The organism is cyanobacterium endosymbiont of Epithemia clementina EcSB (assembly GCF_029919255.1).
In the GTDB taxonomy this organism is placed as follows: domain Bacteria; phylum Cyanobacteriota; class Cyanobacteriia; order Cyanobacteriales; family Microcystaceae; genus Rippkaea.
Window position 1 is genome coordinate 2,994,121 of record NZ_CP123991.1, and the last position, 13,640, is coordinate 3,007,760.

The window sequence follows — 13,640 nt, forward strand, 5'->3', positions numbered from 1 at the left end:
TGTCTAAAAATTATGTAATCGCCTTAACAAACACTTTTAATTAATTATTTCTTCAAGCTGACTTTACAACCAGAACATATTAATCAACGTTTTCTTGCTCAGATAGAACAAGTTCATAGCTTAATTGAGGGCGGATATATTTCTCAATTACAGACGCTGGCCTATAATTATAGGATAAAATGAAACTAGGTATGAAAAAAACCATCCAAGTAGCTAAATTTGGTAATTAAGTTGCCTGGGAACATGTTAAAGATATCTTGCAACTAAGTGGCAAAGCAATTGTTGAAGATATAAATTTTAATTAGGTAGTAGTAGGATAAATTGCTGTTACCAAAATTGCAGATATTCTTAAACGACATGGTGGATATTTATTAGAACTTAATGTCCGCCACTATTTGAAATTACAAATTAACATTGTTAATTAGGCTCTCCGCGATACGTTAGTCAAACGATGATAAAAGCAATTTTTATTGTTAATTAAATGTAATTAAACTGAATTATAACAACCATTATTAAAATAATGTGCTGTAAAACAGTGATTATAAAGTAAGAGTTTATAACTTACAAATTATTAATGAATATTAGATTTGTATAACAATGTTTAAACCCTTGTAGAAACAAAATTTATAATAAAAAAATACTCAAACCAATGTTCTACTTTCACTTTGTCAGTTACCGAATGACTTGGCTAAGAAAATAACCTATTCAATGAATAGTCAAAGCCCTATAGATCTTGCTGAGTTAAGTGCTCATGATGAATGTCAACAAAGTTTAGAAAAAGATATTCAAGAATTGGGGTTTAATTATCGCCGTAAACGTTCTGACACTAGCACAAAATCTACAGATATTACGTCATGTATTGCTGCTAAAGTTATGTTGGCAGTTTGGTAATAAAAACTATATTAGACTAGGTTCTTTACTCGTTAAATTTTATTAGTCTCCCTGTCATGTAATTCAAGATTAGCTTACACTAATACAGAATAAAATATCAATATCAATATCAATATCAATATCAATTAGACTAATAAATAAGAGTAAAATTACTGGTCAATCAATCTAAGAATAGACACTGATATAAATCGTACTTTAAATTTAGCCGACCAAAACCTAATTCTATTTTCTGAAGTAAAAATACTTAGACCGTGATAACCGTATTTCTTTCTACCAAAATAGAAGTACAAAAACTGGATACGTAGTAATTTAAAACAGTAAAAATAGATAAATATATTTATCTATTAAATCAATTACATACAATTGACTTTATAAATATAAAAATATTGAATATACATATTATGTATATTGCCACAAACTATTACTGAAATACTCATAGTTCTATTCTGGAAAATTATCCTTCATAGCTCGAATTTTACTAAAAACTTGTTCCGGGTCTTTCACACCTACTATTGATTGCAAACTCACACTATCCCATCGCAAAAAGGGATTAGTTTGTTTTTCTTCTCCTAATAAAAAAGGAACGGTTGCTTGTCGTCGTTGACGAATTTTTTTTACTTGATTAAATCTCTTTTTTAAGACCGCATTATCAGGATCAACTGTTACTGCGAATTGAAGATTTTTTAAGGTATATTCGTGAGCACACCAAACACGAGTTTTATCGGGTAAATTCCGTAACTTATCTAATGAATTAAGCATTTGTGCTGAATTCCCTTCAAACAACCGTCCGCATCCTCCCGAGAATAAAGTATCGCCACAGAACAATTCTCCGGTATCTTGATCCGATTCTGGGAAAAAATAGTAAGCAATATGAGCCCGAGTATGTCCAGGTACAAAGAAAACTTCTCCAACCCGGTTAGCAAATTCAACGCGATCACCTTCTTTTAAAAATACCTGTTGGTGAGGAATTCTACCCCTATCTTCTATTCCTCCATAGACACAAAGGTTAGGAAACTTTTCAATTAAAATATTATTTGCCCCAACATGATCGTAATGATGATGGGTATTAAAAATGGCTATTAGTCGGGCTTTTAGCTGATCTAAACATCGTAAAACGGGAGTCGCCTCAGCCGGATCAACTACAGCCGTAGTATTATCAGTAGGATTATGAAGCACAAAAATATAGTTGTTAGATAGGGCCGAAAGTCGTTTAATATCCATAAATGAGGGGTAAATTGAGCTAAGATGGGTTATGTTTTTTAGTCCGAGACAGATTTGTCCAACATGATGGAAATCGTCAGAAATTTAGTTTCACACACATGGACAATAATTTATTTAGAAATTCTTGCGTTTCTATTATCTTACGAAAGACTTATCCATATTGGCAATATTTTTAGAGTTCAGTATCTTAGGGTCCGATGCAATTCCTTGACGTTAAACTATTATTCACTGACAAATTATGGATAATATATGACTTATTTTTAATTTAACTGTACTCGTTAGATTATTGGTTAAATAAACTTAAGCTGTTGTGTTTTTTTCTAAGGACTTTTATATTACAAGTTGTTTCTTGTCTTATTTACCACCAAAATTATGTCGTTTTTAACCAATAAATTTTTAGAAAATTTTAACTATTACTGGACCAATTTTAATAAATATTTTAGTTATTCTTATTGTTCTCAACACATAGTATAGGTTTTCTAGGGTAAGCAAGGATACATTAATATACTCTTATTCAAGACAACTATTTTAATTTGCTTATCTTATAGTTTTCAAGTTTCATTTGGAAAAAGTATGCGAGAAAAATTTATGATTATTACAGAAATACTTGATAGACTCCGTAAATTAACACAGATTGATATCCAATCTTCTTGGCTTAGTATTTCTGATGAAATCTCTTTTGATTCTATTGACATAGATGCTTGGGAACCTGTTAGTCTTAATCAAAAAGGTTACATTGTTTGGACTGCAGGAAAACAGGTTAAATGGTTAGCTAAAAGGCTTATAATTCCTAAACAAATTAGAGAGTATCCTCTATCAGGACTAACTGTAAAATTAGCTTTAACTTGGTGGGCAGAAAAAGCAGAAATTTTTATTAACAAAAAATTAGTGCAAGAGGGAGACTTATTTGACTCTTCAGCCAGGATTTTAGTAAGTCCATCTGCTGAACCTGGAGAGGAATTCTTAATTTTATTACGTTTAGTTAGTCCTAGTCATGATATTGGTGGACTGATGAGTTCTAGACTCATTTATGAAACAGATATAGGTTTAATAGATCCTGGTTTTGTTGCTGATGAGTTTACCATATTATATAATTACTTATCTGCTTTTGAACCTCAAAATATAAATATATTTAAAGTATCAATTTATCAAATTGACTGGAATATTGTCGATAATAAAGAAAAATTTGATTGCCATTTATCAGAATTGCGTGATACTCTTAAACCTTTGGCGAAAAATATTAAAGAACACTCTTTAAATTTGTTAGGACATGCTCATTTAGATATGGCTTGGTTATGGCTAGTTGATGAAACTTGGTATGTAGGAGAGAGGACATTTTCTTCTGTCATAAACCTACAGAAAGAGTTTCCAGATCTTATCTTTGGTCATACAACTCCTGTTCTTTATGAATGGATAGAAAAACATCGCCCTCAGCTTTTTCAAGAAATTCTAGAAGTATATAAACAAGGAAAATGGGAAATCTTAGGAGGAATGTGGGTTGAACCAGAAGTAAATTTAGCATCGGGGGAATCAATGGTTAGACAACTGTTGTATGGACAACGTTTTTTTAAGAAAAAATTTGGAAAAATAACCCAAGTAGCTTGGCTTCCTGATAGTTTTGGTTTTACTTGGCAATTACCACAGATTTTTCATCAGAGCGGAATTAAATATTTTGCAACTGGAAAACTTCACTGGAATACCAGTGTAAAATTCCCTTATGGTTTTTTTTATTGGCAATCTCCCGATGGAACCCAATTATTAACTCTGATTTCTCCTCCAAACGTCGCTGGAGTTATGAATACTAATCCTCTGAGAATGACTGATTATTCTATCTCATGGAAGCAACAAACAGGCTTAAAAGATGCTTTGTGGTTGCCTGGAGTTGGAGATCATGGAGGAGGTCCAACTCGCGATATGTTAATGGTTCAAAATCGCTGGAGACAGTCTCCTTTTTTTCCTAAGATCAGTTTTACTAAAGCTATTGATTATTTAGATAAGTTAGTAAAAACTTCTGATTATATTCCGGTTTGGGATAATGAACTTTATCTAGATTTACATCGCGGCTGCTATACAACTCATGCTGATCAAAAATTTTATAATCGTCGCTGTGAAGATTTACTATATCAAGCTGAATTATGGTTTTCTATTGCAACAATTGTTCAAAGAAAAAATGTAAATATTGACAATAAAAAATCTTTAGAAAAAGCCTGGAAAAAAGTTTTATTTAATCAGTTTCATGATATTTTACCTGGAACTTCTATTCCTGAAGTTTTTACTCAGGCTAATAAAGATTGGCAGAAAGCATTAAAAATTAGTCAATCTTTATTAGACGATTCTTTGCAAGCAATAATTTTTAAAATTTCCTTGCCACAATCACCTCAAACTAATGCTATTCCACTGATAGTTTTTAACTCTCTAAATTGGCATAGATCAGAAGTAATTGAATGTTCAACTACAGAGGATAACTATAAAATTTACGATTTAGAAGGAAATAAATTAACTTCTCAACTATCAGCTAATAATAAACTTTTATTCTTGGCAGAAAATATTCCATCAATTGGATACCGCGTTTTTTGGTTATGTCCTACTGAAAAAACTCTAGAAAATACTGATAAAATTAATAATAGGGATTACAGTCTTGAAAATCAATACTTAAAAGTCACTATAAATTCTGAAACTGGCAATATAGACAGTATTTTTGATAAAATCGTTCAGCAAGAAATTGTTAGAGGAGAATGTAATCAATTGCAAGGATTTCAAGATCAAGGACAATATTGGGATGCTTGGAATATTGATCCCAATTATAAGGATAATCCCTTACCAGCAACTGAATTGAAAACCATTAAGTATTTAGAAAATGGCCCCATACAATGGACAATAAGAGTGATTCGACAACTAGAAAATTCTGAATTTTGTCAAGATTATAGTTTACGAATTAACTCAAAAGTTATCATAATTAAAACAAAAGTTAACTGGCAAGAAACCCATGTATTGGTGAAAAGTTCTTTTTCGTTAAATTTAGACAGTGATTATACAACTTATGAAATTCCTTTTGCTGCTATTGAACGAACAAACTATCCTAAAACTCCGGAGGAAAAAGCTAAATGGGAAGTCCCTGCATTAAGATGGGCAGATTTAACAGATAAATCTCAAAACTATGGAGTAAGTATTTTAAATGACTGTAAATATGGTTATGATAGTCAAAGTAATTGCCTAAGACTTACTCTTTTAAAAAGTCCCCGTTGGCCCGATTCTAATTGTGATCGCGGTTTGCATCACTTTACCTATGCCATATATCCACATCAAGGAAGTTGGCAAGAAGCAAAAACTGTACAGCGAGGATATGAATTAAACGTCCCCCTAAATGTGGTTTTTTTTCCGAAAAATAAAACGACTCAACAGACAACATTACCACCAGTCAATCAATTCTTAAATTTGGGTTCAGATAACTTAATTCTGTCAGCTTTCAAACCAGCAGAAGATTACTCGAATACTTGGATTTTACGATGTTACGAATGTGAGGGAAAACCCACCTTAATTTTTGTAACTACTAACCTAGATTTAACATTTACTAATCAAGTAAATCTCTTAGAAGAACCTATTCCCAACTTTCTTGAAATTACTCCGTGGAAAATAGTTAGCCTAAAAAGTTAGCCTTAAAGCTCTACTTTTGCTTTAAGGAATCTAGAAGTTAAACCATGGGCAGCTCTCAGAAGATACCACATTTGGTTCTCATACCCCCCATTCTCTTCTGAAGTTGTTAAACCTTTCCGCCTCCTGTCTCACTTTAATTGTGATTGGTACTATTTTCGTAAACTCTGACTACAGATGTTGATATTTTAGAAGTCAACGTCCGTTGATTTCTAAGGGAATATGTAGCGATATTTTAAAAAATTGGCATAATAACGGCTTTCAATTGGGTAGCTCATAACAACAGCAGTCAGTGAATCAATTAATTATGTTTTCATCAGTTACTAAATCAATCGCTTCATTGATAGTTTGATTGAGACCTTAAGAATTTGGTAAGTCTTAAGTTCACAAATGTTTTTTGATTTTTAATTAAAAGTTTTCAATAGAATTGAAATCAGCAGAATAAGGAGATAAGAATACTACTTGTGTTCCTATAGATAGATTCCATCAGTTCTTTAACTTTTGTTACTTCCTAAGGAGAAGATTAACAAAACTATGACTGACTTGAAAATACTCTACTATTTTGTTGAATTGATGGATTAGTCTTATTCTTAATTTTTCTGATTTTAGTAGAAATATCTGTCGAGTATGACTTCATTTTTCGGTGTAACTAACATTTTTTTTCTTCCTTCACTTTGAATCTATCCAAATGAAACCCCCATTTAAACTTGACGTTATCAAAGTTCACAATTGTGCTCTTAGTTACTGTTCATTGAGAGAAATTAGTTATTCATGAACTCCACTATACTAAAACATTTCTGGTCTACTTTTGAGGAAACTCAAGCTCAAACTTTGCTAAATTTCGACCAATCAGATTCAGCCCATTGCTTGCTGTCTCAACTTTAACAAATTTTAACGCTTAACCTCAGAAGAGTCTAATCGTTTTAGCATCCATATTGGCTTACATATTGCCCTCATGTGAGACTTGGCTTAATCGAGTCTAAACCCTCAGCATTCCCAGTACAAAGTAGCCAGAACACAACAATTAATAACAATTATTATTACTTTTTTAAGTAATTGAGCTGCGAAAAGATAGGAGGAATAGAGTTAAATCCTCCCTGTGATATTTGACTAAATAAAATTAGTTAGCTAACTATAATTTAGTGAGAAGTGTTGCCATTTTAATTGATCTCACGAGGTTGAATTACACCATATCCACCATGATTGCGAAGATAAACAACATTGATTTCATTAGTTTCTTGATTGCGGAACATGTAGAAATCATGGTCTACCAATTCTAATTGATGTGATGCTTCATCAATGGTCATCGGTGGCATGGCAAAATATTTCATACGGATGACTTCAGGTGGTAATTTTGGGGTGCGATCACCAATTAAGTCCCCTTCTATCGGACGTTCCTCAACAATTTCTGCCGCTTTGACCAAAGTGTGCGGCTTCTTGTTATTAAGTTTCTCTTTATATTTGCGAAGTTGGCGAGCAATTTTGTCAGAAACTAAGTCAATACTAGCGTAGAGGTTTGCGCTGCCTTCCTGAGCCCTGATAACAGTGCCATTGGCATAAACCGTTACTTCTGCTTTATGCTTATCAGTGATCCGAGCATTACGAGCTACCGATAAATGTACATCAACTTTCGTTGTAATTGTTTGAAAATGTCTTACTGCTTTTTGGAGCTTTTCTTGTACGTAGTCATTAATAGAATCGGTAATATCGATATTATTACCCTGGATCAAAAGTTTCATATTTAATACTCCATTGTTAACTAAACTTTATTTACATAAAACAGTAACAAAGAAACCAGCTGCTTGTTTCTCAACAAAGACAAACTAGCATATTAAATGCTACTACTCTTAGCGAAAGTATCAGATATTTTGTATTTTTTCATTAGTATCCTGACCTTTTTCTAGAAATCTTAATGGTAGTTTATCTCTTTTTTCTTGTAGCTTTCTCTAAGACGGATTAATGATAGAATGTTGAAGAAAAATAACTTCTGTATATTTGTAAATTTATATTTCGTCTCTCGTTTAACTTTAGTGGTTTCTTAAGGCTCAATGTCAAAAAAAGTTAGGATATTTCCCGGTCTCTTGACTGTATTTACAAATTAAGAAGAAAAGTCGAACAGAAAAAAACAATAGACCTAAGTTTTTTTCTCCCACAATCTCCCACTTAAAGGGAACTATCCGACCTCCTTAGACTAACATGTTTATATTGTTCCTAGCATCGCTTTTTATCTTCTTGTCATTTTCCTTTGCACATCTTGATATTTCTTAAAATTATCTTCATGAGATGAGACAAACTTCTCGATTGACTTTTAACTATCAGGGACAAAAACGACGATGTGTTGTTTACCAGGAAGAAATTATCCCCTATAAGTTAGCCTGGGAGACTCAGCGCTCACTAGTTAAAGAACGCCTAGAAAACCCGACTTTAGAGGATATCCTTTTACTGCTTGAACATCCCCCTGTTTATACTTTGGGAACCGGATCTAGTCTAAAATTCTTAAAATTTGACCTTACCACGACCTCTTACGAAGTCTATCGTATTGAACGAGGAGGGGAAGTTACTTATCATTGTCCAGGTCAATTAGTAGGCTATCCAATTCTCAATTTACGCCATTACCAACAAGATTTACATTGGTATTTGCGACAACTCGAAGAAGTAATTATTAAAGTGCTTCAAGAGTATGGACTTAAAGGAGAAAGAGTATCTGGTTTAACAGGAGTTTGGGTAGAAGGGTATAAAGTTGCAGCCATCGGGATTAAGGTAAGTCGTTGGATTACAATGCACGGGTTTTCCTTGAATGTTTACCCTGACCTAAAAGGATTTAAACATATTATTCCTTGTGGAATTGAAGATAAACCTTTAGGAAGTTTAGAGCAACTTATTCCTAATATTAAATTGTCAAAAGTTCGTCAAAAAGTTGCTCTAGCTTTTGCTGACGTTTTTAAGGTTGAAATAGTCAGTAAAAAGGGTTTATTTGCTGAAAAAAATTACTTTTCTTAGTTATTTAATTAAGTTTAGTTAAAATTACTTCACTACCATTTCTGTTCACAACTCCAAAATAGAATTTATTGTCCAATCAGATAACCTTTACGCCAACCAGAAAACTAGTAACTATACTGCTTTTTAAGCCTCTATCTTAAATTTGTTTGAAAAAGTTTTCTAAACATTGATAAATCGAAAAATTTTCTAAAGTTTCTACGTGTCGTCTATCAGTTTTACTTCTCTGATCGATTACTTATTTTAAATAATCTTTAAAAACTAAGTGACTTCAATTTTATAAAACACGTCAAAGACAATCTTAGTCACCACTATTGATATTCTCAATTATCAGGACAGAAATTTTCTGTTAATAAGACCTCATTAATTAACTATTGATGCATTCCTTCATTGTTAATGATAATTAAACTAATTTTCAAAGAGAATTACTTTTAAGATCTGAGCCTTTTGTGAACTAGCAAAAAATACTCGAGTATCAATACTTAATATTGTTACTTTTACAGCTATTGCTTCAGATTATCTTCTATAAAGATTAATTCAGAGAAGAAGTAGTGTGAAATTAAACTTTTTTTAAATCTTCACAAATAATTAGGCTTCGGAGCAAAAAATTTTCTGTTTGATTGTGTTAATCAGCTACTAAAATTTTGGCTATATAGCCAATGTGTGAAATATCTGTACGATTTTACTGTTCGTAAGCATAGACAATTAACAGATCTCCCGGCTAACATAATAAGGCAGCCCCGCCATTAGGATAAGTCTCTCTTATTCTTGGTTCTCCTAGGATGACATAGGTAGAAAAAATATTTTCATTGTTAAAATTTTGTTGAAATTAATAGTATCTACTTCTTCTAAGGGAAGAACACCAACTTCATCAAGCAACTTAGTAACAATAGTAATACTCCCTAAATGGTTTACATTTGCTCTAGTTACACATAACCGACCAAACTTAGTATGCATTAGCCTAATTATTCTTATAAGTTGTGCTGATAATCATCTTTGCCTATTTTATTAGGCTGTTTGCTCGGACAGACTGTTCACGATATAAGTTCCATTATGGAACTTATATCGTGACTTGCCAGAATATGGGAGAGTCGGTAAATTTGTAGAATAAGTAAAAAACTTAGTTTAAGTCTCTATTATCAATTATTTGGCAGAGTTAAAAAATGAATGGTATACCACCATGAAGCCAAGTTAATTTGTGATTATTGTATAATTCAGCTAAGTTAAAGGATTTTTATGTCATCCTACTCGTACGATGGATGGGTATCATTCCCATGACGATCTGAAACTTTCTTTTTTAACTTCTTTGAAACACGCACTAAATATCTGTGATTTAAGTCAAAATATGGTAGGCACTTAAATTCAAGATTTTTAAAAAAATAAAGGCCAATGATAACTATTTAAAAATCCCTAAAACCTGGTGAAGTTAAAGCAGTTCTTCATAGACCTGTTGAATGGAAGATTAAGACCAAACTTTTAGTAAAAACTAATATAACACCCTGTATCATTACATCAGCGTCGGGACTATTCAGGCTCTATATTGATAATAATGTCGGGTGCACTAGGAGTAGACTTAGGTTCTGCCACAGAAGAACTAGGTTGAGAAGAAGTGCCTAATGAGGGAGATTCAATGGGGATAGGAATAATTTTTGTCGGTTCTGGAATGGACGGCAATTCATCAGTATGTAAAACTTCTGGTTTTGGCGTGGGAGAAACTTCTGGTTCTGGCGTGGGAGAAACTTCTGGTTCTGGCGTAGGAGAAACTTCTGGTTCTGGCGTAGGAGAAACTTCTGGTTCTGGCGTGGGAGAAACTTCTGGTTCTGGCGTAGGAGGACGTTTAATTTGAGACGGTGAAGTGCTTTTTGCCGGTAATTCAAGTGATTTTGGTACTTTTGAGGGAGATGAAGAAGGACTATATTGTTCTTTAGTCGTTAAAATAAATCCTAAGGTTAAGGCTCCGAAAATAGCACTAACGATTAAAAAAGAGCCTAATACTAGAAGAGCCCAAGGGGTTTCACTGTCGTATTCTGAGGAGCTTGCAGAAGGGGCTGACTGGGGTTTTAAACAAGAAGGGTCCGACATAACTGCTATGGTCGCGGCAGTAACAGTAGGTGGTGAAATGTTGAGGGAAGCCAACATTTTTTTTGCTGTGAGGAAGCGATCCTTTGGATGGAAACAAAGAGTGCGATTAATAATATTAGTCAGATCAGAATCAAGATCAGGAATTTCTTTATTCCAGAGAACTTCCCCGGTGTGGGGATCAATCTCTAGATATTGAGGAGTTTTTCCAGTGAGTAGAAAGACGGCAGTTAACCCTAAACTATAGAGATCACTTGAATAAACTGGGCGACCGGCTGCTTGTTCAGATGGCATATAGCCAGGAGTTCCCCAGGCGATAGAATAGGCGGTTTTTCCGTTGCTATTCATCATAGTAGCCACCGCTTCTTTAACAATACCAAAATCAATCAAGACCGGTTGACCATCTGTAGCTCGGATAATAATGTTATCGGGTTTGATATCCCGATGAATAATATGGTGAGCATGAATGTAATCGAGAATCGGTAAGATATTGCAGAGAAGTTCCCTGACTTCCGTTACCGAAAAATTTCCCCGTTTTTGGTGAACTTGAGAAAGAGTTTCCCCTTTAATCCATTCTTGCACTAAGTAAAAATGATTATTTTCAGAAAAATAAGCATACAGACAGGGAATTTGTGGATGATTTTCGCCCAATTTTTCTAATACAGCCGCTTCAAGTTTGAATCGCTCTTGTAACCACTGTGGAATCGATTGAGATTGTTGTAATGTGGGTTTAAGCTGTTTGATAACGCATTTTCTAGTTGAGGGCATCTGAGTGTCGATAGCTAAAAAAGTTTCTCCAAAGCCACCTTGACCCAAGGTTTCTAAAATTTGATAACGATTGCTCAACAGCATGGTCATTCAGTTACAAAGGCAATTATATTATTACTCTAACAACAGGATGAGACCTTATTGTAAGAAGACCAACAAACTATTGAGAATTTGTCACATCTGATTGATAAACTTGCACAATGTTCATTTATACTATGCCTTGACAGAAGTTTTAGCACAATAACAATATTTTAAGACAAAATTAGCCAATTATTATTTGACTAAATGCGGACGAAGAGACTCGAACTCTTACGCCAAGGACACTAGAACCTAAATCTAGCGCGTCTACCAATTCCGCCACGTCCGCTTACATACGAGTCTGTAATTGTAGTATTTTTTTTTTAGAAAGTCAATACTTTAGCCTCTAAGTGATTTCAACAGTAAATTGTAATCACCCCAATACTAAAAAAAAATGAGCACTAATTATTGTGCTGAGTTTGTAAGAAGTTTTCTGCAGCAGGACTTTTAAAACTAGGGTACTGTTGTTGCCAATCTTGGCCCAATACAATAGTAATGTCGGAGGAAAGGGTTCCAGTACTTTCGACTAAGACTTCTCCTACCCCTAAGGTAGCTTTCAATGAAGCCGCCCCTAAATCATCTCCTTGCTGCGCGACAATACGAGTGGTTGCCAATGGTTCTCCCCAGTCATCACTTACAAAAACACGACCATAACCGTTCTCTCGTAAATAGTTAACCATAGCTTCCACGGCTTTGGGATCTTCAACACTATCTTGAATCGCAATTCTCAAACGAGTGGGGTTTGTGTTTTCAAATTCTTGGTAATTACCATGATCGAAGTAGTCTGCAACCATTTCCCTGATTTTATGAGGGGAAGGAATCCAATAGCTAATCTTCTGTTTGCCATCGCCACTAAAGCCTCCAGGAACCATTAACATTTCCACATTAGCTCGTTTAGTCTGAGCAGCAAATCCAGCTAGAGCAACTAACTCTTCAACGGTTAAATTAGTATCAATATAAGTCCCAATCACCGAAAGAATTTCAGGCATTTTTAGAACTGTCTGGGGTCTAAGGGCTTGTTCAACCACTGCCCGCATTAACATTTGTTGTCGTTGTACCCGTCCTATATCTCCATAGCGATCATAGCGAAAGCGTAAAAACGCAATCGCTTTTTCCCCATCTAGACGTTGTTTCCCTTGTTTAAGGTCAATGTAGAGATGTTGACTGTGGTCAGTATATTTCATATTTTTGGGAACATAAACATTAACGCCCCCCAAAGCATCAATTACTTTTTCTACCCCTTGAATGTTCACCCTGACGTAACGATCAATGGGAACTCCTCCTAAAAGGGTACTAACGGCTTCTGCAGCTAAGGCTGCCCCCCCATAATAATTGGCTTCATTGATTTTCCGAATCCCTCGACCAATATTGGCTCGAGTATCCCTAGGGATTGATAAAAGCCTGAGTTTATCTTGATTGGGATCAAAACGTAATAAAACCATCGTATCTGATAACCCCTTAAAAGAATTCACTAAGGCATGATATCCTAAGTTTTCTTCGGGTTTTTCATTGACTTCCGAGGTTAAAACTTTAGTGCCCAATACTAAGAGATTAACAGGACGACTTAATTCAGGTAAGCGTAGATTTCTATAAGCAATAGTGCTGTCTTGACTAAAAACTTTTTCTTGTCCAGGAGTCAGGCTACTTTGCCTTAGAGGAGTAGCAGAAAATGATATGGAAAGAAAAGCGCCAGCCATAGCAGAAACCAGGGATACTGCGGTCAATCCTAATCCAATCAATAACCAGTTGCCCCCTTGCTTTTTGACACTAGGATTTTTCGGGGATAATGGTTTACTTGGGGTAGGACTTGTCGGATAGGTTTTTTTGACTGACACAGTTTTCCTCACACCTTAACGATATGTCCGTTGTAGTTAGGTTTTATTTTGCGCATGTTACCTGACCATGTTGATCACCACAACTTGCTTGGGACTTAGGTAGTCATCCCATTCGCAAGA

Annotated in this window: 6 protein-coding genes, 1 tRNA gene and 2 pseudogenes; 3 read left to right on the forward strand and 6 right to left on the reverse strand. The window is 34.3% G+C overall.

Annotation, left to right across the window (positions count from 1 at the left end; translation table 11 throughout):
* Nucleotides 1-654: 654 nt before the first annotated feature.
* Nucleotides 655-891 (forward strand): annotated as a pseudogene (locus P3F56_RS10015) (AIPR family protein); the annotation flags it as partial.
* A 441-nt stretch (nucleotides 892-1,332) separates the two neighbouring features.
* Here the strand turns inward: P3F56_RS10015 and gloB are convergent.
* Nucleotides 1,333-2,112: a hydroxyacylglutathione hydrolase gene (gene gloB, locus P3F56_RS10020; protein ID WP_281152703.1), complete on the reverse strand. Its 780-nt coding sequence runs from the start codon at nucleotides 2,110-2,112 to the stop codon at nucleotides 1,333-1,335.
* 588 nt (nucleotides 2,113-2,700) lie between these two features.
* On the opposite strand from gloB, the gene P3F56_RS10025 reads away from it, so the two are divergent.
* Nucleotides 2,701-5,766 (forward strand): alpha-mannosidase, encoded by a 3,066-nt coding sequence (locus tag P3F56_RS10025; protein ID WP_281153800.1) that lies wholly within the window; start codon nucleotides 2,701-2,703, stop codon nucleotides 5,764-5,766.
* A gap of 1,157 nt (nucleotides 5,767-6,923) precedes the next feature.
* Here the strand turns inward: P3F56_RS10025 and hpf are convergent.
* Nucleotides 6,924-7,502, reverse strand: coding sequence for a ribosome hibernation-promoting factor, HPF/YfiA family (hpf, locus tag P3F56_RS10030; RefSeq protein WP_281152704.1), 579 nt, complete (start codon nucleotides 7,500-7,502; stop codon nucleotides 6,924-6,926).
* Nucleotides 7,503-8,046: 544 nt separating this feature from the next.
* Here hpf and lipB point away from each other — a divergent pair.
* Complete coding sequence (lipB, locus tag P3F56_RS10035; RefSeq protein ID WP_281152705.1) at nucleotides 8,047-8,763, forward strand: lipoyl(octanoyl) transferase LipB; 717 nt, start codon at nucleotides 8,047-8,049, stop codon at nucleotides 8,761-8,763.
* 556 nt (nucleotides 8,764-9,319) lie between these two features.
* Here the strand turns inward: lipB and P3F56_RS10040 are convergent.
* The 4 genes and pseudogenes from P3F56_RS10040 to P3F56_RS10055 all read right to left on the reverse strand — a co-directional run bounded on the left by P3F56_RS10040 (nucleotide 9,320) and on the right by P3F56_RS10055 (nucleotide 13,520).
* Nucleotides 9,320-9,717 (reverse strand): annotated as a pseudogene (locus tag P3F56_RS10040) (aspartate 1-decarboxylase).
* A 567-nt stretch (nucleotides 9,718-10,284) separates the two neighbouring features.
* A complete protein-coding gene (locus tag P3F56_RS10045; protein WP_281152706.1) occupies nucleotides 10,285-11,697 on the reverse strand; it encodes a serine/threonine protein kinase in 1,413 nt (470 codons plus the stop codon).
* A gap of 196 nt (nucleotides 11,698-11,893) precedes the next feature.
* Nucleotides 11,894-11,974: transfer RNA gene (locus tag P3F56_RS10050), tRNA-Leu, on the reverse strand.
* A 112-nt stretch (nucleotides 11,975-12,086) separates the two neighbouring features.
* Nucleotides 12,087-13,520, reverse strand: a complete 1,434-nt coding sequence (locus P3F56_RS10055) for an LCP family protein (RefSeq protein ID WP_281152707.1) — start codon at nucleotides 13,518-13,520, stop codon at nucleotides 12,087-12,089.
* Between the last annotated feature and the right edge of the window lie 120 nt (nucleotides 13,521-13,640).

Coding starts and splice junctions, on each gene's coding strand:
- gloB (WP_281152703.1), bottom strand. CDS start 2,112: ATGGATATTAAACGACTTTCGGCCCTATCTAACAACTATATTTTTGTG.
- P3F56_RS10025 (WP_281153800.1), top strand. CDS start 2,701: ATGATTATTACAGAAATACTTGATAGACTCCGTAAATTAACACAGATT.
- hpf (WP_281152704.1), bottom strand. CDS start 7,502: ATGAAACTTTTGATCCAGGGTAATAATATCGATATTACCGATTCTATT.
- lipB (WP_281152705.1), top strand. CDS start 8,047: ATGAGACAAACTTCTCGATTGACTTTTAACTATCAGGGACAAAAACGA.
- P3F56_RS10045 (WP_281152706.1), bottom strand. CDS start 11,697: ATGACCATGCTGTTGAGCAATCGTTATCAAATTTTAGAAACCTTGGGT.